At 72.3% G+C, this 24,526-nt stretch carries 22 protein-coding genes; 4 read left to right on the forward strand and 18 right to left on the reverse strand.

What is annotated here, in order from left to right:
- Positions 1–172: 172 nt before the first annotated feature.
- From ACIPXM_RS30820 to ACIPXM_RS30840, 5 genes are all read right to left on the reverse strand, one after another.
- The gene (locus ACIPXM_RS30820; protein ID WP_401662310.1) at positions 173–2,107 is read right to left on the reverse strand and encodes a glycoside hydrolase family 5 protein; all 1,935 of its coding nucleotides are present in this window, start codon (positions 2,105–2,107) and stop codon (positions 173–175) included.
- 80 nt (positions 2,108–2,187) lie between these two features.
- Positions 2,188–3,063 (reverse strand): carbohydrate ABC transporter permease, encoded by an 876-nt coding sequence (locus ACIPXM_RS30825; RefSeq protein WP_401662312.1) that lies wholly within the window; start codon positions 3,061–3,063, stop codon positions 2,188–2,190.
- A 7-nt stretch (positions 3,064–3,070) separates the two neighbouring features.
- Positions 3,071–4,057, reverse strand: coding sequence for a carbohydrate ABC transporter permease (locus ACIPXM_RS30830; RefSeq protein ID WP_401662314.1), 987 nt, complete (start codon positions 4,055–4,057; stop codon positions 3,071–3,073).
- Positions 4,057–5,337, reverse strand: coding sequence for an ABC transporter substrate-binding protein (locus ACIPXM_RS30835; protein ID WP_401662316.1), 1,281 nt, complete (start codon positions 5,335–5,337; stop codon positions 4,057–4,059). The genes ACIPXM_RS30830 and ACIPXM_RS30835 overlap by 1 nt, the downstream gene beginning before the upstream one ends.
- A 158-nt stretch (positions 5,338–5,495) precedes the next feature.
- A complete protein-coding gene (locus tag ACIPXM_RS30840; protein WP_401662318.1) occupies positions 5,496–6,689 on the reverse strand; it encodes an ROK family protein in 1,194 nt (397 codons plus the stop codon).
- 139 nt (positions 6,690–6,828) lie between these two features.
- Here ACIPXM_RS30840 and ACIPXM_RS30845 point away from each other — a divergent pair, with 139 nt between their 5' ends.
- The gene (locus ACIPXM_RS30845) at positions 6,829–8,964 is read left to right on the forward strand and encodes an alpha-galactosidase (protein ID WP_401662320.1); all 2,136 of its coding nucleotides are present in this window, start codon (positions 6,829–6,831) and stop codon (positions 8,962–8,964) included.
- A 213-nt stretch (positions 8,965–9,177) separates the two neighbouring features.
- Complete coding sequence (locus ACIPXM_RS30850; RefSeq protein ID WP_401662322.1) at positions 9,178–10,725, forward strand: SulP family inorganic anion transporter; 1,548 nt, start codon at positions 9,178–9,180, stop codon at positions 10,723–10,725.
- Between the two features lie 64 nt (positions 10,726–10,789).
- Here the strand turns inward: ACIPXM_RS30850 and ACIPXM_RS30855 are convergent, their stop codons facing one another.
- Positions 10,790–11,371, reverse strand: a complete 582-nt coding sequence (locus ACIPXM_RS30855) for a TetR/AcrR family transcriptional regulator (RefSeq protein WP_401662324.1) — start codon at positions 11,369–11,371, stop codon at positions 10,790–10,792.
- A 285-nt stretch (positions 11,372–11,656) separates the two neighbouring features.
- Here ACIPXM_RS30855 and ACIPXM_RS30860 point away from each other — a divergent pair, with 285 nt between their 5' ends.
- Positions 11,657–12,505 carry an alpha/beta fold hydrolase gene (locus ACIPXM_RS30860; protein WP_401662326.1) on the forward strand — a complete coding sequence of 283 codons (849 nt, stop codon included), beginning with the start codon at positions 11,657–11,659 and terminating at the stop codon, positions 12,503–12,505.
- On the opposite strand, the gene ACIPXM_RS30865 is transcribed toward ACIPXM_RS30860, so the two are convergent.
- The 7 genes from ACIPXM_RS30865 to ACIPXM_RS30895 are packed head-to-tail and all read right to left on the reverse strand — an operon-like array spanning position 12,468 to position 17,941.
- Positions 12,468–13,676, reverse strand: a complete 1,209-nt coding sequence (locus ACIPXM_RS30865; protein ID WP_401662328.1) for an FAD-dependent monooxygenase — start codon at positions 13,674–13,676, stop codon at positions 12,468–12,470. The two genes, ACIPXM_RS30860 and ACIPXM_RS30865, sit on opposite strands and share 38 nt — an antisense overlap.
- Positions 13,677–13,714: 38 nt before the next feature.
- Positions 13,715–14,353 carry a contact-dependent growth inhibition system immunity protein gene (locus ACIPXM_RS30870; RefSeq protein WP_401662330.1) on the reverse strand — a complete coding sequence of 213 codons (639 nt, stop codon included), beginning with the start codon at positions 14,351–14,353 and terminating at the stop codon, positions 13,715–13,717.
- A gap of 8 nt (positions 14,354–14,361) precedes the next feature.
- Positions 14,362–14,778, reverse strand: coding sequence for an RNase A-like domain-containing protein (locus tag ACIPXM_RS30875; protein WP_401662332.1), 417 nt, complete (start codon positions 14,776–14,778; stop codon positions 14,362–14,364).
- 1 nt (position 14,779) lies between these two features.
- On the reverse strand, positions 14,780–15,082 hold the full coding sequence (locus tag ACIPXM_RS30880) for a WXG100 family type VII secretion target (protein WP_401662334.1): 303 nt from the start codon (positions 15,080–15,082) through the stop codon (positions 14,780–14,782).
- Between the two features lie 33 nt (positions 15,083–15,115).
- Positions 15,116–15,544, reverse strand: a complete 429-nt coding sequence (locus ACIPXM_RS30885) for a WXG100 family type VII secretion target (protein WP_401662336.1) — start codon at positions 15,542–15,544, stop codon at positions 15,116–15,118.
- Positions 15,545–15,573: 29 nt separating this feature from the next.
- A complete protein-coding gene (locus ACIPXM_RS30890) occupies positions 15,574–16,233 on the reverse strand; it encodes a hypothetical protein (RefSeq protein ID WP_401662338.1) in 660 nt (219 codons plus the stop codon).
- Positions 16,234–16,243: 10 nt separating this feature from the next.
- Positions 16,244–17,941, reverse strand: coding sequence for an RNase A-like domain-containing protein (locus tag ACIPXM_RS30895; protein ID WP_401662340.1), 1,698 nt, complete (start codon positions 17,939–17,941; stop codon positions 16,244–16,246).
- Positions 17,942–17,987: 46 nt separating this feature from the next.
- Between ACIPXM_RS30895 and ACIPXM_RS30900 the strand changes: the two genes are divergently transcribed.
- Positions 17,988–18,236, forward strand: coding sequence for a hypothetical protein (locus ACIPXM_RS30900; protein ID WP_401662342.1), 249 nt, complete (start codon positions 17,988–17,990; stop codon positions 18,234–18,236).
- Positions 18,237–18,390: 154 nt separating this feature from the next.
- Here ACIPXM_RS30900 and ACIPXM_RS30905 read toward each other — a convergent pair whose 3' ends face one another.
- The 5 genes from ACIPXM_RS30905 to ACIPXM_RS30925 all read right to left on the reverse strand — a co-directional run bounded on the left by ACIPXM_RS30905 (position 18,391) and on the right by ACIPXM_RS30925 (position 24,478).
- Positions 18,391–19,248 carry a PRD domain-containing protein gene (locus ACIPXM_RS30905; RefSeq protein WP_401662344.1) on the reverse strand — a complete coding sequence of 286 codons (858 nt, stop codon included), beginning with the start codon at positions 19,246–19,248 and terminating at the stop codon, positions 18,391–18,393.
- 141 nt (positions 19,249–19,389) lie between these two features.
- Entirely contained in the window at positions 19,390–21,498 is a 2,109-nt protein-coding gene (locus ACIPXM_RS30910) for a glucose PTS transporter subunit IIA (RefSeq protein WP_401662346.1), read from the reverse strand.
- Between the two features lie 230 nt (positions 21,499–21,728).
- The gene (locus ACIPXM_RS30915; RefSeq protein WP_401662348.1) at positions 21,729–22,382 is read right to left on the reverse strand and encodes a deoxynucleoside kinase; all 654 of its coding nucleotides are present in this window, start codon (positions 22,380–22,382) and stop codon (positions 21,729–21,731) included.
- Between the two features lie 285 nt (positions 22,383–22,667).
- On the reverse strand, positions 22,668–23,747 hold the full coding sequence (locus tag ACIPXM_RS30920) for a Fic family protein (RefSeq protein ID WP_401662350.1): 1,080 nt from the start codon (positions 23,745–23,747) through the stop codon (positions 22,668–22,670).
- Positions 23,747–24,478 carry a DUF6426 family protein gene (locus ACIPXM_RS30925; protein WP_401662352.1) on the reverse strand — a complete coding sequence of 244 codons (732 nt, stop codon included), beginning with the start codon at positions 24,476–24,478 and terminating at the stop codon, positions 23,747–23,749. The genes ACIPXM_RS30920 and ACIPXM_RS30925 overlap by 1 nt, the downstream gene beginning before the upstream one ends.
- Between the last annotated feature and the right edge of the window lie 48 nt (positions 24,479–24,526).

Consider the following 24,526-nt stretch of genomic DNA (forward strand, 5'->3'; position numbering starts at 1 on the left):
CACCCGCTACGACAAGACCGCACAGTCCTACGAAGCAGCCGTCACCCTCGCATCACTCCTGATGTGGGCGTGACATTTGACGACAGAACCTAGGGAGCGAGGTGCCGTGCCGGGCGTCCCGGCCCCGGCCATGATCCACCGGACACGCCCTAGCTGAGGCGGTGGGCGCGGGTCAGCGCAGCGGGCGGCAGAGCAGGGCGTCGGGCACCCCGCCGTGGTTCCACTTCCAGGTGTAGGCGACCCCGGCGAGGTACTCCCCGTCGGCGCACTGGCCCTTGTAGTGGCCCGGTGCCCAGTCGTCGGCGGTGGCGCCGCCGGTGGCCGGGCGGTTGTCGCCGTGGTCGAACCAGACGAGCCGCTGGGTGAGCGGCAGCGCGCGGTCGGCGGGCGCGCACTTCAGCGCGGCCATGCTGTTGCCGTTGACGCTGTAGCCGACGGCGAAGGTGTGGTCGGGGCACTGGAGCTTGTTGTAGCCGCTCGCCCAGTCGCCGTGGGTGACGTAGCGCTCGTCGGTGACGGTGGTCCAGGCCCCGGCCGCCTTGGCGGGCTGGCCCGCGTCGGTGCACAGGCCGCGGTTGGAGCTGCGGGCGAGGGCGACCACGCGCTGGGAGTCGGGGCAGTTGCCCTTGCGGTTGCCCTGGCTCCAGTCGGGCTGGACGCGCAGGGTCTCGGAGAGGTTCTGGTCGCCGAAGTCCAGGTTCAGCATGTTCCAGCGGTCGGTGGGGGCGATCCGGCCTTCGCGGGCGGGGGCGTCGACCAGCTTGCGCCAGTCGGCCGTGCGCCAGTCGCCGGGCTGGTCGAGGGAGGTCTTGCGGCCGGCCGTGTCGTACGAGACCAGCGCCCAGTTGTCGTTCGGCCTGCCGGTGGCGTCGGCCCAGCCGACCAGCGGCCAGACGGCGAAGTCGGTGTCGTTGCGGACCAGGATGTCGGTGAAGTTGCGGAACCACGCCTGTTCCTTGGCGTTGTCCGAGCCGCGTCCACCGGCCCCGAACTCGCTGAGCCAGACGGGCGCGGTGAAGTGCCGGCCGTCCTGGGTGACGAACAGGGCCTCCTCGTCGACGACCCGGGCCAGTTCCTCGGCGGTGAAGTCCTGGTAGCGGCTGTCGTGGGTGGAGCCCCAGCCGTCGTCGCTCGCGCCGCTGTGCTTGGGCCCGGTGAAGGCGTACACATGGGCGGCGTAGACCAGCTTCCCGGACCGGATCAGGGTGTGGGAGAGGTTGCGGACCGGCTTGAGGTTGGGCCGTCCATGGCTGGTGATGTCGGTGGGGATGCCGTACCAGTTGATGCCTTCCATCACGATCAGCAGATCGGGGTTGGCCTGGAGGATCCGGTTCCCGGCGTTCTCGTACGCGGCGTACGCGTCGTGGTCGTCGCCCCAGCCCCAGTTGGGGTCGTCCCAGGTGTCGCGGCGGATCTCGTTGCGCAGGTCGACGCCGACCACGCGCTTGTCGTTCTTGTACCGGTTGACCAGGAACAGCCAGTCGTCCTCCCACGCCTGGGTGGACTGGCCGCTGTTCCAGCGTTCGTTGCCGTCGAGGCCGCAGCAGAAGCGGTAGCTGGTGGTGTGGTTGTTCAGGATGACCGCGAAGCCGTCGTCGGTGAGCGCCTTCACGACGGCGTCGAAGACCTGGAGCGGGGTGCGGCCCTTCAGCTGCGGGTTGGCGGCGACGGCCGCGTCGGGGACGGTGCTGGTGTCGTGCAGCAGCGCGTTGGCGAACGGCAGCCGGATGCTGTTGAGGCCGAGGGCGTGGAAGTCGGCGAGGATCCGGTCGAGCGGGGCGCGGTCCAGGCCGAGCGGCAGGTTGTGCGAGTTCTGGTCGGCCTGATGGTTCGTCACATCATTGATGTCGCCGCTGCCTTCGTACGTGCCCTGGGCACCGGCCCAGTTGCCCGACTTCAGCTTGAAGCGGTCGCCGTCGGCGTCGACGACGTAGCGGCCCCGGGTGGACAGCGGCGCGGTCCAGGAGGCGGCGAGCTGCGCACCGGTCATCGGGGCGGCGACGGTCAGGGGCGTGGTCGGCGGCGGGGCGGCGGCCGCGCCGGGCGCGGCGGCGCCGGCGAGCAGCGCCGCCGTCGCCAGCAGGGCGGACAGGGCAGGTCTGCGCATGGTGTTTCCCTCCGGAGGGGGTGGGGTGAGGGAGCGGGGGTGGTGCGTGGTGCTGTCGGTGGGGGGGCGAGTGTGGCGGGTCAGCCCTTCAGGCCGCTGGTCGCGATGCCCTCGACGATGTAGCGCTGGGCTATCACGAACATCGCCACCAGCGGGGCGATGGTCACCACCGCCCCGGCGAACAGTCCGGGAAGGTTGATCGTCTGCGAGGTGAGGAAGGTGGAGAGCGCGATCTGCGCGGTCCAGGCCGACGGGTCCTGTCCGATGACCAGCGGCCACAGGAAGGAGTTCCAGCTGTCGATGAAGGCGAGCGCGCCGAGCGAGGCGAGCATCGCACCCGAACCGGGCAGCGCGATCCGCCCGTACAGACCGAGCCAGCCGAGCCCGTCCAGGCGCCCCGCCTCCTCGATCTCGGCGGGGAAGCGCAGATAGAAGTTGCGGAAGAGCAGCACGGCGAAGGGGTTGAAGAGGCCCGGCACGATCAGGCCCCAGAGGGTGTTGACGCCGCCGAGCGAGCCGACGACGACGAAGGTCGGCACGAAGGTGGCCGAGCCCGGGATCATCAGGGTGCCGACCACCAGGGCGAGGACCACTCCGCGCCCTGGCACCGGGATGCGCGCGAGGGCGTATCCGGCGGCGGACGCCAGCAGGGTGGAGAGCGGGGCGGTGATCCCGGCGATCAGCAGGGAGTTGCCCAGCGCCTGGCCCATGTGGAGCGTCGGGTCCGCGAACAGCGCCGAGAAGTTGTCCCAGCGCATGTCCGAGGGCCACCAGGTCCAGTCGGGCGAGGTGAGGCTCCGCGAGTCCATCAGCGCGTTGCGCAGCATCAGGTAGAAGGGTGCGAGGAAGACCAGGGTCAGCAGACCGATGAGCAGTCCGCGTACGCCGGGCCGCCACCAACCCGCCTGTCCGATAAGGGTGTTCACTTTCGGGTTCATCGGGTTCATCGGCTTCATCCGGCGCTCACTCCTCGCCCTTGCCGAAGCCGGTGATCCGGCCCTGGATCAGGGTGACGGCCACGATCAGCGCGGTGAGCACGAAGGCACCGGCCGAGCCGAGTCCGTAGTTCTGGGCACCCATCGCGGTGTTGTAGAGGTAGACCAGCGGGGGCTGCACGGGGGCGGTGCCGCCGCCCGAGAGGCCGCTGTTGAAGAGGTTGTAGAACTCGTCGAACGCCTGGAAGGCGGCGATGAACTGGAGCATGAGGACCGCGACCGAGGTGTTCCGCAGCATCGGCAGGGTGATCCGGCGCAGCAGGCGCCAGCCGGTGGCCCCGTCGAGGGCGGCGGCCTCGTCGATCTCCTTCGGGACGGTCTGGAGTCCGGCGAGGAACAGCACCATGTAGAAGCCGACCTGGAGCCAGAGGCGCAGGGTCACCAGGGCGACCCAGTACAGCGGCGGGTCGGTGGTCTGGATCCAGGGCACCGGCTCCCTGCCGAACCAGCCGCCGATCATGTTGGCGATGCCGCCGGGCAGCCCGTTGAACAGCGACATCTTCCACAGGAGCGAGGCCGCGACGTACGAGACGGCCGCCGGGATCAGGAACGCGGTGCGCACCACGGCCCGGCCGCGCCGCACCCGGTGCACGAGCAGGGCGAGGCCGAGCGAGACGGCGAAGGTGACCGGCACGATGAAGAGGGTGAAGAGCAGGATCTTGCCGAGCGATTCGCGGAACGCCGGATCGGCGAGCAGCTGGCGGTAGTTGTCGAGGCCCACCCACTCGCCGAGGGCGATGGTGCCCTGGGCGTCGGAGAGGCTGAGCAGGAAACTCCAGCCGATGGCGACGTACTTGAAGACGCCGAGTCCGATCAGGACGGGCGCGGTGAGCAGCAGGAACGCTCCCCAGGAGCGGCGGTCGGCGCGCCGCCCCCGGGTGGCCCGCCGGCCGGCCGGGGCCGGGGCGGCGGTCGCGGACCCGGTGCCGCCGGTGGTCTCGGAGACGGTGGCCATCAGGACCGCTGCTTGTCCACGGCCGTCTGGGACTGCCGGGCGGCGTCGGCGAGCAGCCGGGCCGGGTCGCCCTCGCCCCGGACGATCTTGTTGGCGGCGGCGGCGAGCGGGGTGGCGGTCGCGGTGTCCCAGGTGCTCGGATTGGACCGGCCGTAGCGGGCGGCGAGCCCGACGGTGTCCTTGGCGGCGCCCTGCGACAGCTTGCCCGCGGTGGCGGCGACCGAGGTCCGGGGCGACACGTGGAATCCGTAGCTCTCGGCGAAGTCCTTCTGCAGGGTGGTCTGTTCGACCCACAGCCACTGCACGAACCGCTTGGCCGCGGCGACGTGCTTGCCCTTGGCGTTGACACAGCTGGTCCAGCCGCCGACCCGGACGGCGGGGGTGCCCCCGGCCTTGAAGGCGGGCCAGGGGATGACCCCGAAGTCGTCGCCGAGCGCCTCCTTGATCGCGGGCATCGCCCACAGTCCGCTCCACTGGATCGGGACGACACCCTGGGCGAACGCGGAGGGGTCCCACCAGTCGGTGGTGAAGCCGATCAGCAGCGACTTGTCGTCGTGGAGCTGCTTCAGCGCGGCGACCGCCTCGACGGCGGCGGGTGCGGCGTAGCCGACCTTGCCGTCGGCCACCAGGTTGCCGCCGGTGGACCAGACCGCCATCAGCGGGGCGTCGCCGAGGCCGTCGTTGCCGAGGTACAGGCCCTTGTTCTTGGCGGTGGTGAGCTTCTTGGCGGCGGCGCGCAGCGCGTCGAAGGTGGCGGGCGGGGCGACGCCGGCCTTGGCGAGGACGCTCTTGCGGTAGTAGAGCATCATCACGTCGTCGACCATCTTGACGCCGTACTTCTTGCCGTCGACCGTCACGTACGCGCGGGCGGCCTTGTTGAAGTCCTCCTCGGCGCTGCCGTAGATGTCGTCGAGCGCGGCTGTCTGGCCGCGCCGGGCCATGCCCTCGCTGAAGTCGCCGATCTCGAAGACGTCGGGGGCGCCGCTGGTGAGCAGGGTGGCGTTGAGCTTGGCGGTGTAGTCGCCGGGCACCCAGGAGACCTTGACGGCGATGTCCGGGTTGGCCTTGGTGAAGTCCTTGGCGTAGCGGAGGGCGGCGTCCTGCGCGCCCGCCTCGCCGTAGGCGTGGAACCAGACGTTCAGGGTGGTCTTCGCGCCGGAGCCGGAGCCGGAGCCGGTGGGATCGGTGGTGCAGGCGGTCGTGACGACCGATCCGGCGGCGACGAGCAGCGACCCGGTGAGGAAGCCTCGGCGGCTGAGCTCGGCTCTGCGTGCGCTCATGTCCCTTGTCCTTCGGTGAGGGTGTGTACGGAGTCGGTGGTACGGGAGCGGTGGTGCGGAAGCAGTGATACGGGAGCGGTGGTGCGGGAGCGGTGGTACGGAGGCGGTGGTACGGGAGCGGTGCGGAGGTGCGGAACTGCGGTGCGGGCGCCGGGTGTTCAGCGTCCGGTGGCCACGGTCGAGCTGGCGGCGTAGCGCGGGAACAGTGCCTGGATGGCCACGGCGGCGCCGCCGCGGGCCCATTCCTCCCAGGGCAGCGGGCGCAGCGAGAGCGTGCAGCGGGCGGCGGCGCCGAACGCGTGGGCCGCGTAGGCGGTCTGGATGTGGCGGCTGAACAGATCGTAGGCGTCGGCGCCTTCGCCGCTGACGACGACCCGTTCGGGCCCGACGAGATTGACCAGGTTGGCGATGCCGACGCCGATCGCCTGCCCGGCCCTGGCGAACGCGGCGCGGGCGACGGGGTCGCCGCCGCGGGCGAGCGCGACGGCCGCGTCGAAGGTGAGCCTGGGCTTCCCGCTGGCCTCGCGGAGCGCGGTGAGGATGGCGTCGGTGGACGCGATGGCCTCGACGCAGCCCCGGGCACCGCACCGGCAGGGCGGCCCGGCCGGGTCGACGCAGAGGTGTCCGACCTCGCCGGACACGCCGTGCGCGCCGGTCAGCAGCTGCCCGCCGACGACGAGCGCGGAGCCGATGCCCGCGCCGATGGTGACCAGGGCGAAGTAGTCGGTGCCGATGCCCTCGCCGAACCAGTGCTCGGCGACGGTGAGGGCCCGGACGTCGTTCTCGACGGTGACGGCGAGGCCGGTGGCAGTGGCGAGCTGCGCGGCGAGCGGTACGTCGCGCCAGCCGAGCAGCCCGGAGTGGCGCAGCAGTCCGGCCGCCCGGTCCACGTCGCCGTTGACCGCGACCCCGAGGTGACGGGTGCGGTCACGGAACACCGGCTCGGCGTCGAGGAGTTCGCCGACGAGTTCGGCGGCGAGCGGCGCGACCGCGTCGGGGGTGCAACGTTCGAGCGGGCGGGCGGCGGTGGTCCTGATCCCGGCCCGCAGATCGCAGACCGCGCCGAAGAGCTGGTCGGAGCTGATCTTGAGCCCGATGAAGAACTCCCGGTCGGGCGCCACCGCGAGCGGGTTCACCGGCCGTCCGGCGCCCGGCGCGGTGCGTTCCGGCGGCAGCTCGTACAGATAGCCGTCGTCGATGAGCGGCCGGGCGGCCTTGGTGACGGCCGTGGACGAGAGCCCCGTCCTGCGGGCCAGTTCGACCCGGCTGAGCGGGCCCTCGGCGAGGAGCAGGGCGAGCACGGCGGTCTCGGCGGGCGCGCTGACGAGCGGCTGGGAGTGGGTTCGAAACACGGGTGCAACGTAGAGCAAATAAATAACTTCGGCCAGTATTGATTTAGTTGACATCCCGGACCTACGCTCGGGCCCGCCTCCGTGCCCGAACCCCCGTGGGGCTAAGGGCTGTTGAAGACTGAACGTCAGGGGACCCTTCGTGCCACGCGATCCGCACCCGCCCGTCACCTTCGACCCCGACCGCGGCCTCGCGGTGCTGCGGACCCCGCACACCACGTACGCGCTCCGGGTCGGCGCCGACGGCAGCCCGCGCCATCTGCACTGGGGCGCGCCGCTCGGCCTCGACGCGCTGGCCGGGACGCCGGGCGCGGTGTCGGCGGCGGCGAGCAGCTTCGAGACGGAGGCGGCGGCCGATGAGCTGGCACCGGAGACCGGCGCCCGGTTCGGCCCGGCCGGCCTCCAGGTCCGCTTCGCCGACGGCACCCGGGGCACGCAGTGGCGGTTCGCGGGACACCGGGTGACAGGCGGTGAACTGCGGCTGCGCCTGGCGGACCGGCATCGTCCGCTGCGGGCCGAACTCTGCTACCGGGTACGGCAGGACACCGATGTGATCGAACGCTGGACGGAGCTGACCCACACCGGCGCGGCCACGGACGGGGCGCCGGACCCGGTCACCGTCAGCCGTCTCGACTCGGCCTCCTGGACCGCGCCGCCGCTCGCCGACTACCGGCTCAGCCATCTGGTCGGCGGCTGGAACAGTGAGTTCCAGCTCCAGCGGGACCGGTTGCCGGTCGCCGAGACCGTGCTGACCAGCCGCCGGGGTCTGACGGGCCATCACGCGAGCCCGTGGCTGGCCCTCGACGACGGCACGGCCGCCGAGGAGTCGGGCGAGGTGTGGAGCACCGCCTTGGCCTGGAGCGGGAGTTGGCGGGTCACCGTGCACCGGGACCCGGTCGGCCGGACCACCTGGACCGGCGGCTTCGGGCACGAGGGGCTCAGCTGGTCGCTGCGGCCGGGCGAGACCCTGAGCACCCCGGTGTACGCGGGCCTGTACACCCCGGACGGCTTCGGCGCCGCGAGCCGGGCCTGGCACGCGTACGTACGGGAGCACGTCCTGCCGGAGCCCGGGCGGGACCGGCCGGTGCTCTACAACTCCTGGGAGGCGACCGGGTTCGACGTCGACGAGGCCGGACAGATCGAACTGGCCCGGCGGGCCGCGCGGCTCGGCGCGGAACTGTTCGTCCTGGACGACGGCTGGTTCGGGCGCCGCCGCGACGACCGGGCGGGCCTGGGTGACTGGACCCCGCGCCCCGAGGCGTTCCCGCGCGGACTGCGCCCGCTCGCCGCCGAGGTGCACCGGCTCGGCATGGCGTTCGGCCTGTGGGTGGAACCCGAAATGGTCAACCGGGACAGCGAGTTGTACCGCGAGCACCCGGACTGGGTGCTGCACTCGCCCCGGCTCGCCGCGACCGAGCTGCGCCATCAGCTGATGCTGAACCTGGCCAGGCCCGAGGTCGAGGAGTGGGTGCGCGGGACCCTGGACGGCCTGGTCCGCGACCACGCCGTCGACTGGTTCAAATGGGACGCCAACCGTCCCTTCACCGAGGCGGGCTGGGACGGCCACCGGGACCCGGACCGGCTGTGGATCGACCACACCCGCGCGGTCCACCGGATCATGGACCGGCTCCGCGCCGACCACCCCGGACTGCGCATCGAGGCGTGCGCGGGCGGCGGCGGCCGGGTGGACCTCGCCATGCTCGCCCGCACCGACCAGGCGTGGACCTCGGACAACACCGACCCGGTCGACCGGATCGGCATCCAGCACGGCTTCTCGCAGCTGTTCCCGGCGCAGGCGATGGCGGCCTGGGTCACCGACAGCCCCACCCCCGCCACCGGCCGCTCCACCCCGCTGCGCTTCCGCTTCCATGTCGCCATGGCGGGCGCGCTCGGCCTCGGCGGCGACCTCGCCGCCTGGCCGGAGGCCGACCTCGCGGAGGCCGCCGAGCTGGTCGCCACGTACAAACGGATCCGCCCCCTGGTCCAGCACGGCATCCAGTACCGCCTCGCTCCCCCGTCCGCTCCGCTGACGGCGGTCCACCACGCGTCCCCGGACGGCACCGCCCACGCCGTCCTCGCCTGGCGCCCCACCACCGTCTTCGGCCACCCCCCGGCCCCGCTCCGGCTGCCGTCCCTCGACCCCGCCGCGGTGTACCGGGAGGAGGAGACCGGGCTGCTGCACCACGGCGCCGACCTGGTCCACCGCGGCCTGCCGCTGCGGCTGCCGCGCGGGGACCACGCGAGCGCGCTGATCGAGCTGCGCCGCGTGGACGGTTGAGCGGAGGGCCGGCGGAGCTGGGGACACGGTCCGGACGGACAGGCGGAGAGACGGACAGGCGGACAGGCGCACGGACGGACAGGCGCACGGACGGCGGTGCCGTGGACACCGTGCGGGCCGCGCCCGGCGCGCCGGTAGGCTGGCCGGTCGTCCCGTATCCCCGTACGCTCGCCTGTCCCCCGGCGGTGTGCCCGCCCGACAGGTTCGCCCCACGTGACCGTCTCGTCCGATTCCGCCACGCCCACGCCGGTACCGGCACCCGCGTCCGCACCCGCGCCCCGGATCAGCTCACTCCTTCCGCCGCGTCCGTCGTGGCTCTCGCCGAAGGTGCTGCGCACCGAGGTGCTCGCCGGGCTCGTGGTCGCCCTGGCGCTGATCCCGGAGGCGATCTCGTTCTCGATCATCGCCGGGGTGGACCCGGCGATCGGCCTGTTCGCGTCCTTCACCATGGCGGTCACCATCGCGGTGGTCGGCGGGCGGCCCGCGATGATCTCGGCCGCGACGGGCGCGGTGGCCCTGGTGATCGCCCCGCTCAACCGGGAGCACGGCTTCGGCTATCTGATCGCCGCCGTCGTCCTGGCCGGTGTCTTCCAGATCGTGCTCGGCGCGCTGGGCGTGGGCCGGCTGATGCGGTTCATACCCCGGTCGGTGACGGTCGGCTTCGTCAACTCCCTGGCGATCCTGGTGTTCATGGCCCAGGTGCCGCAGCTGTGGCACGTGCCGTGGCCGGTGTACCCATTGTTCGCCGCGGGCCTCGCCCTGATGGTGTTCCTGCCGCGGCTCACCACCGTGATCCCGGCGCCGCTGGTCTCGATCGTGGCCCTCACCGTGATCACGGTCGCCGCGGGCATCGCCGTACCGACCGTCGGCGACAAGGGCGCGCTGCCCTCCTCGCTGCCCGTCCCCGGGCTCCCCGACGTGCCCTTCACGCTCGACACCCTCACCACCATCGCCCCGTACGCCTTCGCGATGGCGCTCGTCGGCCTGATGGAGTCGCTGATGACGGCACAGCTCGTCGACGAGATCACCGACACCCGCTCCTCGAAGACCCGGGAGGCGGTCGGGCAGGGCGTCGCGAACATCGTCACGGGCTTCTTCGGCGGCATGGGCGGCTGCGCCATGATCGGCCAGACCATGGTCAACGTGAAGGTGTCGGGGGCCAGGACCCGGCTTTCGACGTTCCTCGCCGGGGCGTTCCTGATGGTGCTCTGCATCGCCTTCGGGCCGGTCGTCTCCGACATCCCGATGGCGGCCCTTGTCGCCGTCATGGTCATGGTCTGCTTCGCGACCTTCGACTGGCGGTCGGTCGCCCCCGGCACGCTGCGGCGGATGCCCGCGGGCGAGATCCTGGTCATGGTGATCACCGTGGTGTGCGTGGTCGCCACCCACAACCTGGCGGTCGGCGTGGTCGTCGGCTCGGTGACCGCGATGGTCGTCTTCGCCCGGCGGGTCGCCCGGCACGCCGACCTCGGCTCCGTGCTCGACCCGGACGGCGGCCGGATCGTCTACACGGTCACCGGCCAGCTGTTCTTCGCCTCCGCCAACGAACTCGTCGACCGCTTCGACTACGCGGGCGACCCGGACCGGATCGTCCTCGACCTGTCCGCCGCGCACATCTGGGACGCGTCGTCGGTGGCGGTGCTCGACACGATCGAGCAGCGGTACGCGCAGCGCGGCAAGACCCTCGACATCACGGGCCTCAACGCGCCAAGCGCGGCCCTGCGCAGCACGGTCGGCGCGACCCTCACCCCGGCGGGCTGACCCCCACGGGGACCGGGGCCTGAACCCGGCCTCAGGCCCCCGCCCCGCGTGCCCGCGGCCGGGTTCAGGCCCCGGTCACGCGCGCCAGCGCGCGTACCCCCGCCAGCATGTCGGCACCGGTCGGCGCCTGTTCGGGATCGGTGAGCCACTGGGTCATCAGACCGGTCAGCAGGGCCATCTGCACGGCGCCCAGGGTGCGGGCCGTGGTGTCGTCGACCTCGTCCTCGGCCACCCCGCCGAGGATGGCCGCCAGGCCCCGGCGCCCACCGGCCTGTCCGCCGGCCAGATAGCGGCGCAGGTCCTCGGAGTGCTCGGCCTGGACGAGCGCTTCGAGCGTGGCGAGCCACAGCGCGCGGTGGTCGGCGAAGGACTCGACGACCCGGTCCCACATGGCCTCGTAGCGCTCGCCCGGGGTCGCCCCCGCCGCCCCGAAGTCGGCGAGACGACGGCCGACCTGGGTGCCCCATTCGTCGATGGCGTCGATGAGCGCGGCGTTGAGCAGGGCCTCGCGGGAGCCGAAGTGGTAGCCGATGGCGGCCATGCTGACGTCGGCCGCGCCCGCGATGTCGCGCACGGTGGTGCGCGCCCAGCCCTTCTCCTCCAGGCAGCGGCGGGCTCCGGCGAGCAGGTCTTCACGATTTCCCATGCCCGGAGGCTAGCGAGCGCTCGGGCGCTCGCACAAGGCGCACGCCTCAGGCGAACGTCTTACGCGCAAGTCTTACGCGCATGTCTTGTGCGTCCGCCTTGTGCGTACGTCTCGCACGCTCGCCTCGCGCAAATGCCTTAGGCGCACGTCTTGCGCGTACGCCCAAATCCTCGCTAGCGTTCTCGTCATCGCCACCGAGGCGCACCGCACGGCACCGCACGGCACCGCACGGCACGGCCGCCGCATCGCCTCCCCACCGCCTCCCCACCGATCCGAGGAGCCTCCATGTCCGGCACCACGACGCCCGCCACCGCCGTCCGCTCCGCCCTCACCGTCGACGGCCGCACGCTGTCCTACCTCGACTTCGGCGGTACGGGGCGCCCCCTGGTCGCCCTGCACGGCCACCTCTCCGAGGGCGCGACCTTCGCCGCGCTCGCCGAGGCGCTGTCGCCGCGGTGGCGGCTGATCGCCCCCGACCAGCGCGGCCACGGCGAGTCGGACCGCGCCGCCGACTACGGGCGCGACGGCTATCTGGCCGATCTCGGCGCCCTCCTGGACCACCTGGGACTCGACCGGGTCACCCTGCTCGGCCACTCGCTCGGCGCCGTCAACGCCTACCAGTTCGCCGCCCGGCACCCCGAGCGCGTCTCGGCGCTGATCAACGCCGAGGGCCCGGCCTCGCTCGGCCTCGACGGCGCCAACCCCTTCGGCTTCCTGCTGAACCTGCCCTACCGGGCGGCGAGCCGGGAGGAACTGCTCGCGGGCATGGGTCCGGCGGCGCCGTACTTCGCCGAGCGGCTGCGCCGGGAGCCGGACGGCGGCTGGCGGCTGCCGTTCCACCCGGAGGACATGTACCGGTCCGAGGAACTGGTCCACGGCGACCACTGGGCCGACTGGACGGCGACCGACTGCCCCGCCCTCCTCGTGCACGGCACCCGGGGCGTGATCCCGGCGGAGCAGGTCCGCGCCATGACCGAGCGCCGGGCGCACACGGTCGCGGCGGAGCTGGACGCCGACCACCTCGTCTACACCGGTGCGCCGGAGGAGTTCGCCGCCACGGTGCTGGCCTTCCTCGACACGCTCCCGGCGGCGCCCGTCAGCGTCCCGGCGACCCCGGCCGCTCCGGCAGCCTGAACCCGTCGAACAGGTCGTCCATCCCGCGCAGCGCCAGCCGCACCGGGGTGGCGCGGACCGCGAGATCGCGGGCCGCGACGGCCAGCGGGTGCCGCAGCTGCCCGAGCGCGCCGACCCGGCGGGCCCGTACCCGGACGGCGTCGGTACGGTCACGACGGGCGGCGGTGTACGCGGCGAGGGCGGCCGGGACGTCTCCCGCACCGCAAGCCGGTGTGTCGCCGCGCGGCAGCAGATGGGCGAGGACCACGGCGTCCTCGACGGCCTGGCAGCCGCCCTGGCCGAGGTTCGGGGCCATCGCGTGGGCGGCGTCGCCGAGCCAGGCGATCCGGCCCTGGTGCAGGCGCGGCAGCGGCGCCGCCAGTTCGTACAGGTCGTGCCGCAGCACGTCCGCCTCGGCCAGTCGGTCGATCCGGTCGAGCAGCGCGGGGATCGGGTCGTGCCAGGAGCCGAAACGGCGCCGCAGCTCGGCCCGGGGATCGCCCGCCCCGGCGCCGCCCGGCGGCAGGGTCGCGGTGGCGTACAGGTAGGAGCGGCCGTCGGACAGCGGGGTCACCCCGAACCGCTCACCACGGCCCCAGGTCTCGCTCATCGCCGGGACCGGCACGTCGGGGGCCTCGACCAGGGCCCGCCAGGCGGTCTCGCCGAGATGCCGGAGCCCGGGGTGGCCGGGGAAATACGCGCGGCGCAGCGGGCTGTGGATCCCGTCGGCGGCGACGACCAGATCGGCCGCCAGCTCCTCGCCGCCCTCGGTGTGCACCACCGCCCGGGCCCCGGCGCCGTCGACCCGGGTGACGGCAGTGCCGTACCGCAGCACCCCGCCGGGCAGCGCGCCGGTCAGCGCGACCGTGAGGGCCGGGCGCGGCACGGCGATCGGCGGCATCCCGTAGCGCGCCGCGAGATCGGCGGTCGAGGTCCGGACGAGCCACCGCCCGTCGGCACGCCGCACCCCCATCGTGTCCGGCACGGCGCCGCCGGTCACCCGCGTGACGTCGACCTCGACGGCCCGCAGCGCGCGCAGCGCGTTGGGCGCGAGCCCGATCCCGGCCCCGGTGACGGGCGCTTCGACCGCCCGCTCGCACACGGTGACCCGCCAGCCCCGCCGTACCAGCGCCACGGCCGCGGTGAGCCCACCGACCCCGGCCCCGACGACGACGGCTTGACGCCTCATCATGAACCGTCCCTCCGCGCCCACTTCGCCATCGTCGGAGGTCAGCCGCGCAGCCGTACGGCGAGGACGGCAAGCCAGGCGTCCGGGGTGTACGGCACCGGGGGCTCGGTCTCGGCGCCGAGCGCGACCAGCGCCAGGGCGAGACCCTCCTCGCCGAGGCCGAGGGCGAGGAGGTCGTGGAGTTCGCCGGTGAGCTGGGCGACGAGCCCGGGGTCGGTGCCCTCCAGGTAGTCGGCGAGCGCGGCCTCGTGGTCGCCGAACTCCTCCGGCATGTCCTGCGTGAACCAGCCGCCGAGCAGCTGCGCCAGCTCGGGGAACCGGGCCCGCCACTCCCAGGGCGTGACGGGTGGCCCGGGCGGCGGCGCCTGTCCGTTCGCCAGGCTCTCGTCGAGCCGGTCGGCGAGCCCGACCAGCCACTCCCGGAGCTCCTCGGGCGGCAGCCCCAGGTCGGGCAGCCGGTAGTACTCGCCGAGCCGGAGCCGGAGCCGTCCCGGCGGGTTGTCCGCGTACGTGCGGAGCTGCTCGGCGGCGACGGCGATGGCCCAGGGCCGGGTGCGCCAGGTCTGCCGCAGATATCCGGCCAGGGCCTCGGGAGCGTGCGGGCCGAGGCCCAGGTGGGCGCGGACGACCTGGTCGAGCTCGCCGTACTTGCGGTCGTGCTCGGCGGGGTTCAGGGACACTGCGGCCTCTACAGGATGACGGGCAGGAAGGAACGGATGGAGAAGGGGGGCACCCCGGCCTGGTCGGCTGCGGCGCGCAGCAGCACGACCCGCGCGGCGCGGACCTCGATCGGCTGCTGTCCGGCCAGCATCATCCCGGTGGTGAGCACCGTGCCCACCGGGTCGGTCCTGGACGGCCAGGCCGCCTCGACGACAAGGCGCCGCCGGGTGGACTGGGCGAGCCAGCGGTGGATGGTCTGCTCGTTCAGGGCGATCACCTGCTGGACGGCCCATTGGGCGGTGGCCCGGTCCGGGAAGGTCGCGGCCCGGTCGGCGCGCGCGGGCGCGGGAGCCGGAACGGGTTCCGGGTCGGGTGCCGGTGCCGGTGCCGCAGAGGGCTTCGTGAGGTCGACCTCGGGCGTGCTGTCGTCCGGTGCGTCGGTCATCTCAGGCACCGCCCCAGCCGCGCAGGGTGGCCCGTTGGGCGGAGGCGTAGTTGGCGTGCCCGGTGGTCACGATGGCATGCAGCCACCGCTGTGCCGCCTGCAGGTCCCCCACCTGCCGGTCCCAGCGGTCGAGTTCGTCGACGAACGCCTCGCGCGCCTCGCCCTGCCAGGCCAGGACGACCGGCACCGTACGGTCGTACAGCACCGTCAGCCGCTCGTCGAGCGCCTTCAGGATGCCCTCCAGCTCGCCGGCGATCTCGCGCAGCGCGGCCAGGTCGACGGTGATGGATCCGTCGTCACTCATGCCATGTCCCCCGCCCTCACGTCATGCCCCCACTCAGATGTCGTTGATCCTGCTGGTCGGCGCCGCCGCCGGACTCGTACCGGAGCCCCCGCCGGGTCCCGCGCCGCCCGACCCCTCGCCGGACAGCTCGCGCACCTCGGCGTCGATGTCGACCTTCCGCATCTCGGCCCGGAACTCCCGCAGCACGTCCAGCTCCTGCCGGGTGAAGCCGTCCCGGCTCATCCGCACCGCCTTCGCGAGCACCCCCAGGATCTCCCGGATACGCACCGCGTCCGCTCCGGCCTCCCGGTGCAGTTTCCGGTATGCCGTCGCCGCCTCGCTGCGCCAGCGCGCCTCGGCCCGGTCGACGAGCGCGTCCATCCGGCGCACCTGTCCGTCGATGTGCGCCCGCATGGCGTCGAGGTCGTCGGCGAGACGCCTCAGGTCCTCGTCGGTCACCGCGAGGTTCGGCTCGGTGGACATGGCGGCGGCTCCTTCCCTCGGTCGCTCGGTCAGTGCAGCTCGGCGAAGTGCGCGTGCACGGCGTCCAGAAGACGGCGCACGCGCGCATGGGTCACTTCGGGCATGACGGCGGCGAAGGCCGCGTCGAGTTCGGCCGGGCCGCCGAACAGGTACAGGACCCGCTGCAGCTCTCCGGCGAGGTTCCCGAGCCGCTCGTGGCAATCCTCGGGATGCTCGCTGTTGAGGATCTCGTCCAGGGCCTCGTCCACGCTGTTGTACTCGCTCGCGACCATTGAGGAGACGAAGGCCGAGGTGAGCGAGAAGCGCGCGGTCGCCTCCCATCCGGACAGCGGCAGCTCGGCGGGGCCTGGGGGGAGCCGGAACCAGGGGTCACGGATGAGCTCGGCGAGCGAGCGCAGGAAGTCGGCGGGCTGATCACCACCGGCTGCCTCGGCCAGCTGCCGCCGGTAGTCGGACGGCCGGTCCTGGAACGCCTCCGTGCCGACCTCGTCGGCCAGGAGGTCGAGCAACGACGCGAGGACCACAGTGGGCATCATGGCCGCCGTGGCGCGGTTGTCCGTGAGGACCCGGGACAGCCGCTGGAGTTCGTCCTCCAGCGGCGCGGCACCGGGCGTGCGGGACGCCGCCGCGACACGCAGCAGCAGCCCCACCGCGCCATGGGTGAGGAGTTCATGGTGTTTCGTCGACACGGTCGGCATGCTACGGGGCCTTCGGGAAGGCGGTCCGGACGTAGAACGTCCCGGACTCGGGCGAGTAGGCGAGGATCACCTTGGCACTGTGGACGGGGACCGGCTGGGCGGCGAAGCCGGACGCGTCGAAATCGGCCTTCGAGATGGTGGAACCTGTCACGTCCGTGAGGGTGACGACGTTGAGCTCCGGAGCGGAGCCAGGGCTGAACGTCCCGTTCGCCACCTTCTGCTTCTGCTTGTTCATCCAGGTCTCGATGATGGTGATGTTCTGCTGATCGTTCAGTGCGGCTTGGACGGCCTTCTCCGCCGTCTGCAGGTCCGGGAACGCCGAGGCGTCGACGCCCTGGTCCCGGACCCGCGCCTTCAACTGCTCAGGCGTGAGGCCGACATGCCGGTCGATGGTGTGGGCGTCCTTGCCCTCCCTGAGCGGGTCACCGTTCGGTGGCTGGAACGGGTTGGTCGCCCACTCCATCGACGCCAGGTCGAGGCCGAAGTGGTTGTTCGGGTCCCGTGACTGCGCGTTGAGCGGGTAGAGCGAGCGGTCGAACTCGAAGAGCGAGCGCGAGGCGTACGCCTCGGCCCGCGCCGTCTCGGCCTGGAAGGTCGGTACGGCGATCGACGCCTCCCGCAGCTGGTCCATCAGGTTCTTGACCTTCTGCGTGAGCTCCCGCAACTTGCTCTCGTAGATGTCGACGGCCTCGTTGACCTTGCCCGTGTCGATGTTCAGGAGCACGGCGGCGAGCAGCCCCTTCGTCAGCTTCTTCACCCGGTCCCAGAGGTTCTTGAAGGTGCGCTTGATGTCACTGAGGTCGAGCACCGCGAAGGCCCGCTGGAACGCGGTGTGCAGGATCTCGCGCAGTGCGCGGCGCACCGCCTCGGCGGCTTCGGCGTACTCCCGCAGGTACTGGGCCAGCAGCTGCGCCGTGGTGCTGAGGACGGCGAAGACCGGCATGCTGGTGCCCGGTCCTGTCGGCGGCTTGTGGCCCCACTCCAGGCCGACGGTGTTCTTGCCCCAGGCGGTCGTGCCCCACAGCGAGGACACGAACTGGCGCATCGCGATGTGCCACTCCGCGTTCTCGTGGTTGGTGACCATGTTGATGGTGTCCTGGAGCTGGCCCTGGATCATGCCGATGCCGGTCTGGAGCGGCAGCCACGCCTGGGAGAGGTCGTTGACCTTGAGGTAGTCGGGGAGCGGCAGGATCTCCAGCGCCCGGCCCGTGCGCAAGGCCGCCTCGACGACCTCGCGCATCAGGTCGCCCGCGATGCCGCCGTCGAAGACGTCGAGGAAGTCGTCGACGGGGTTGCCGTCCCGGACGCCGAACGGCGGCGGGAGCGGGTACGTCGGCGGCCTGTCGATCACCACGGGCGGCGGCTGCGGTGTGAAGGGCGGGTTACCGGGGTGGGTAGCCGCGTCCGCCTGGCCGAAGTTGTTGGCGGTGGTGGTGAACCCGACCGCCGCACCGCCGATCGCGACCACGGCCTTGCCGTGCACCTCCATGAGCAGGGCCACGACCTCGGCGTAGGCGGTGGCGAACGCGGCCGTGTCGGTGCCGGAGCCGCCGACCTTGGCGTACCAGGTGTGGACGTCGAGGAACTGGGTGAGCGCCCTGTGGAACGACTGCTGCTCGACGGCGAGGGCCGCCGACACCTGGTACAGCTGCAGCGGCTGTACGTCGATGGTGCCGGGGCCCGTCCAGGGACTCGACACCGTCGGCGGGATCGCGGGCGGTAACTGTTTCGGCGGGCCCGCGGGCTTGGCGGGACCCTGCGGCGCCGAGTTCGGGCTCGGCGACGGCAACTGCTGCGGACTCGGCTGCCCCGGTGACTGGCCCGGGGACGGCAGGTGGGTGGTCCCGGGCGTGGGCGTCGTGGTCGGGGTCGGTGCGGTCGGGGTCGATGTGGACCCGGGACTCGGTGTCGCGGTCCCGGACGGGCCCGGCGACGGCGTGCTCACCGCACCGCCCGGCCGGTCTCGGCACGACGACGCACCGACGTACGCCTGACCGCCCTGCTGCGCCCCATGAGACCCCCCGGCTCCGTCGGACGCTCGCGAAGCTAGCAGGAGGGCGCGGCAAATCCCTTACAGCTCAACGGAGTTGGCTCGAACTCGACGCACGCGTGACGAGCCGAAGGCCGTACCGGGGGGCACCAGGAGGGTCAGGGCAGCGGGGTGGCGCCGTCCGCGTCCATGGTCATCCGGGCCACGTGCAGGGCCAGGTACGAGACCTCGTCCTCGCTCAGCCGCTCGCCGAGGCGCAGCTCGACGATCGTGGCCAGTTTCTGGGCGGTGACGGTGGCCTCGGGGTAGTGGTGGCGGATGCCCTTGCCGATGGTGGACTCGTGGCCCTTCAGCTGCTGGTGCTGCTGGATCCGGACGAAGAGGTACCGCACGTGGGTGATGAAGCGGGCCGCGTTCATCGACTCCTGGGAGACGTCGATGCCGTACCGCTCCCCCACCACGGCGAGCATCTGCTGGATGACGCCGGTCATCTTGTACGTGAAGGACAGGTCGCCCGAGGCGAAGCCCGCGTTGACCAGGTGGAGGGCGAGCGCGGTCGCCTCGGAGGGGTCGAGGCGGGGGTCGACGCGTTCGTTGACGGCCGCCAGGAGCCGCTGGGCCTGGGCGTACTCGGTGGGGTAGAGCGCCTGGGTCTCGGCCCGCAGCGGGTACTCGATGACGACGCCCTTGGCGGTCCGGTCGAGCGCCCCGGCGACATGGTCCGCGATCGCGATGGCGAGGGTGGGGCGGGTGGACTCGCGGCCCTCGATGCCGACCTCTTCGAGGGCGATGACGACGGCCCGCAGCACGTCCTCGCCGATCAGCGCGAACACCTCGGCCAGGTGATCGGGATCACGTCCGTCGGCGGGGACGAAGACGCGCACGATCAGGGACGGGTCGATGGGCTTGCCCTGGCGGGAGACGAAGCCGATGCCCCGGCCGGTGAGGATGACCTCTTGGCCCTTGCCGTCGCGCGCGAGGACCACGTTGTTGTTGAGGACGCGTAGTGCCTCCACCGGCCCTCCTTCCCGTCCCTAGTCCGATTCCTGTTCGATGATCCCGTATCGTCCCCCGTCGACGCCAATCCCGGCCCTAAGGCCGGGATCGGCGGATGGTGGGGGACGCGGCCCGCCGGGGCCGCTAGGGCGTGTTGCGCCCTAGCGGGTGACCGTCACCACCGGGTCACCGACGGCGACCGGCCGGCCGGTGTGCGGGACCACCGAGGCGAGCTCCGCGGTGTTGGTGACCGTCATCAGGGTGACCGTCGGGTGCCCGGCGGCGCGTACGGCGTCGAGGTCGACCTCGACGAGCAGGTCACCGGCCTTCACCTGCTGCCCGGAGGCGACCCGGACGTCGAAGCCCGCGCCCTTCATCTGGACGGTGTCGATGCCGACGTGGATCAGCACCTCGATGCCGTCGGGGGTGCGGATGCCGAAGGCGTGGCCGGAGTCGACGACCGTGACCAGTTCTCCGTCGACCGGGGCGACGACGTGGCCGTCGGCCGGCTCGATGCCGACGCCCTCGCCGAGCGCCCGGGAGGCGAAGACCGGGTCCCCGGCCTCGTCGAGCGCGATGACCCGGCCCGCGACGGGCGCGGCGAGCTCGGTGCCCGGGGTGGCGGTGACAGCCGGGGCGGCGGCGGTCTTGCTCGTGGCGGTGGCGGTGGCCGTGGCCGTGGCACCGACGGTGACGAGCTCGCGGTCGGCGGCCTCGGCCGGCTCGGACACGGACACCGACTCGGCGGTCGCGGCGGCGGCCTCGGCCGCGTCACGCTCGGCGGTCGCCGCGGCGCGCTGCTCCGGGGTGAGGTAGTCGGAGAAGTACACGAGCGCCATCGAGATCACGAAGGCGGCGGTGATCGCGATGAGGTAGGTGGCCGTGGGCGAGAAGACCGGGATGGTCAGCAGCGAGGTGAAGGCGAAGGCGTTGGTGTCGACGCCGCCGAGCACGCCCACGATCACACCGCCGACGAGGCAGCCGACGAGCATGCGCGGGTAGATCCGCTTGAAGCGCAGGTGGATGCCGTAGAGCGAGGGCTCCGAGATGCCGCCGAACAGACCCGCGGCGAGGGCGCCGGTCGCGGTCTGCCGCATCTCCTTCTCGCGGTGGCGGATCGAGAGCAGCAGCACACCGGCGGTGGCGCCGAAGCAGGCGAAGTTCCACGCGCCCATGGGGCCCTGGATGAAGTCGTACCCGATGGTGTTGATGTTGACGAGCATGAGCGCGTTCAGCGGCCAGTGCAGGCCCAGCGGCACCAGGAACGGGTAGAGCAGCGGGATGAGGATCGCGAAGACGATCGGGGCGTTGCTGTTCAGCCAGGACAGGCCCTCACCGAGACCGTTGCCGGCCCAGACGCCCATGGGGCCGATGAGGAAGGCGGTCACCGGGATCATGATCAGCATGCTGAAGAACGGGACGAAGACCAGGTGGACGGTCTCCGGGAAGATCCGCTGCAGGCCCTTGTAGACGAGCGCGAGCACGCCGACCATCAGCAGCGGCACGAAGACCTGGCCGCCGTAGTCGTTGAGCTGCATCGGCAGCCCGAAGACGTGCGCCACGCACTCCTGGGTGCCGAGGGTGCCGTTGGTGGTGCAGGTCACGCCGGGGATGCCGGACTTCGGGTTGAGCATCCCGGTGAAGTTCGGGGTCATCACGGCGGCCATCACGGCGGCGCCGACCCAGGGGTCGACCTTCAGCTTCTTGGCGGCGTTGTACGCGACCATGATCGGCAGGAAGTAGAGCACCGAGCGCCACATGGCGTCGACGAACACCCAGCTCGCGGACTTGTCGGCGGCGCGGAAGTCGACCAGGCCGACGGCGTCGAGGACGGAGGCGATCGCGATGATCAGCGAGGAGCCGAGCAGGACGCCCATCAGCGGGCGGAACGAGTCCGAGAGGTACTCGAAGAAGTTGTCGACCATGGCGTAGCGGCCCCGGCCCTTGGCCCGGGCGGCGGCCTTGACGTCCGCGTCGGACTGCGGGCGCGGCGAGCCGCCGGCGCGCATCGCGGGCAGGTTCATGATCGCGGAGTGGACGTTGGCGACGGCGCCGCCGATCACGATCTGGAGGCGGTCGCCGGACTGCGGCACGGTGGCCATGACCCCGCCGAGGGCGTCGAGCGCGGCCTGGTCGGCCTTGGTCCCGTCATGGAGCTGGAAGCGCAGCCGGGTCGCGCAGTGCGTGAGGCTCTCGATGTTCCCGGGCCCGCCCACACCGCGGAGGATGGCCTCCGCCAACGCTTCGGTGCCTTGTGCGGCTGTACTCATGACGCTTCCTCGCATCCTGGGATTCCTGCGGTACGCGATCGCTCCCCACCCGGGTTCCGGGCAACAAAAAAGGCCCGGGTCGCGCCAGACGGCGCTTCCCAGGCCTTGCCTCGCCTCACCCGGACGGCCATGTCCAGGTGGGGAGTAACAACCCTGTGATCGGGATCGATCGGGCGCAACTTTAACCCGCTCTTAGCCCGACCGCAAATCAGCCATGCGGAGGCGGAACATCAGCCAGAGGTCGCCAGGGCGGCCTTGACCTCGCGCACCACGCGGGCCGCGTCCTCGGGGTTGTTGACCACGTCGGTGTGGTTCATGTCGACCACGAGCACCTCGCTGGCCGAGTAGTGGTGGTGCACCCAGTCGTCGTAGCCGGACCACAGGATCCGGTAGTACTCGATCAGGCCCTCGTCCTGCTCGAAGTCACGGCCGCGCAGGCCGATCCGGTGCAGGACCGTCTCGAAGTCCGCCTTGAGGTAGACCATGAGGTCGGGCGCCTTGCGGTACGGCAGGCCGTCGATCTCCCGCATCATCTCGCCGAGCAGCCCCTCGTACACCTGCATCTCGAGCGAGCTGATCCGGCCGAGGTCGTGGTTGACCTTGGCGAAGTACCAGTCCTCGTAGAGGGACCGGTCCAGGACGTTGTCCCCCTGCTTGTACGCCTCCTTGATCGCGGCGAAGCGCGTCTGCAGGAAGTACAGCTGGAGCAGGAAGGGGTAACGGTTCGCCTGGATCTCCTCGGGGCTCGCCGTGTAGAAGAGCGGCAGGATCGGGTTGTCGTCCACGCTCTCGTAGAAGACGTCGCTGCCGAGCTCCTTCGCCAGCAGCTCGGCGACGCTCGTCTTGCCGATCCCGATCATGCCTCCGACGCAGATCACCGGCATACCTCACTTCTCCCTGGGGGTCTTCTCTTCACACGGGCAGGCAGGACGCCGCACGCCCACTCAGGGCATGCCGGACCTTCGCCCGCTTCCCCCATCGCGTCGGAGGCCGTACCGGACGCTTCGCGCGCCTCCGGTACGGCCTCCGGTGTACGGCTCTTCCGAGCCGGGGCCACAGTTGTCCTGATGTCCACCTGCGACCCCTTGCCCCGGATGACAGGTCCGGGGCCACGACCGTCGCACATGATACAAGTCCGGGGCCCGTGACCGCCCGCCCGGCCACCTGCCTCAGACCGGGGCCTCCGGCGCCCAGGGCTCGTCGAGCACCGCCAGGGACGGGGCGTGCACCAGGGCCCCCGGCAGGCGGGGGTGCGGCGTCAGGACGCCGTCGGCCGCCAGCCGGGCGAGTGCGGGCCCCGGGTCGTACGGGATGCGCTCGCGCAGCCAGTCCGCGGAGACGGCGGGTGTCCCGCGCAGGCGGCGCAGCACCGCCCGCGCCGCCGGGTCGTCGCCGTACCGCCCGGCCGCCGCCGCGAGCAGGGTGGAGAAGCGGAGGATGGTGGCGGTGCGGTGGCGGCAGGTCTCGGTGACCATCCGGGCGAACAGGGCCGCCCACGGGACCGGCCGGCCCTGGGCGGCGGCGACGAGCGCCTCGTCGGCGGCGAGGCGGTGGGCGTGGGTCCAGCCCTCCAGGTCGAGCAGCAGCCCCGGCAGCAGGCCGGCCGCCACCAGGTCGCACTGGGCGAGCAGCCGCGCGGTGCGGCCGTTGCCGTCGGGGAACGGGTGGACGGTGATCAGCCGGGCCATGCCGAAGGCCGCCGCGTCGAGGGCGGGCGCGGTCGTCCGCTCGGCCCAGCGGTGCCAGCGCTCCATGTGGTCGCGCAGCTCACGCCCCGGCGCGACGGCGATGGTGAAGACCCGGCCGTCGGCCCAGGTGATCCTGGCCGTGGTGCGGCGGAAACCGCCCGTCGCGGGGATGCTGGGGTCCCCGGCGACGATCATCTCGTGCAGCTCGCACAGCGCGTCCGGGGTGAAACAGGGCCTGCGGCCGGGGTGTTCGCGCACCTCGGCGCGGACCGAGGCGACGGCGAGCAGCCCGGCGGCGGCCCGCTGTTCGGCGGCTCCGGCGATCAGCCCGGTGACCTGGTTGCCGGGGACGCGGGCGACATGGCGGCTGTGCACGGCCGTACGGAACCGGGGCCGGTGGAACAGGTCGGGGTCGTCCAGGTGGCGGCGGGCCGTCTCGGCGAGGGTGGCCAGGGCCGCGGCGGCGGCGGCCCGCTCGGGCCCGGGCACGGCCGCCACGTCCAGCGGCGGTACGACGGGGCCGACCCGTCGTACCGCCTGCCCCGAGGGGCGTGCCGTCATCAGCACCACCGGCTGGTGATCTTGCCGGTCGGCTGGATCACCTTGGCGTACTCGGTGCTGCTGTAGCCGAGCCAGTTCGTCGTGGTGACCGAGTAGGTGAACTCCTGGTACTCGATGAACAGGGCCCAGGACTGGCCCGGGTTGAGGGTGACGTCCACGCTGTAGGTGCGCTCGATCTGGGTGTTGAGCTGGACGCCCAGGGCCGCGGTCAGGACCTCCGCGCCCTTCACCGACAGGTTGGCGCTGGCCTGGTAGGACACCTGGTACTTGACCCCGGTGTTGATGCGCACCGGCATGGTGTTGGCGTTGCGGTGGCAGTCGGTGTGGCGCTCGAACTTCTCGCCCGCCTGGACGATGCCGGGGCCGCTGCCGGAGCCCCCGGCGGCGCCGCTCGTGGGAGGTATCTGCGGGTCCATGGGGGTCGGCGGCCGGGTGGCCTTGCCGTCGACGACGACCCCGGGCAGCGTGGCGTCCACCGGCATGTTCGGCACGCCGTTGTCCATGTCGAGCCCCCCGCCGGACCAGCCACCGCCGCCCTGGTCCCCGCCGCCACCGCCGCCCGGGTACTCCCACGGGTCCTCCGGCTCGGGGTACTCCGGCTCGTCGGGGTGGTCGCAGTTGGTCTGGTTGTCCTCGCAGGCGTAGGCGGTGTACGGGGCGGTCACCGCCGGTACGACGGTGAGCACGGTCGCGCCGAGTGCGGCGGCGACCATCATCTTGCGGAGCTTCACGGTTCCTCCGGTCCTTCAGGGTCTGGAGCAGGCCGCAGTCTGTCCGGC

This window comes from Streptomyces sp. NPDC090025 (assembly GCF_044748125.1).
Lineage (GTDB): Bacteria > Actinomycetota > Actinomycetes > Streptomycetales > Streptomycetaceae > Streptomyces.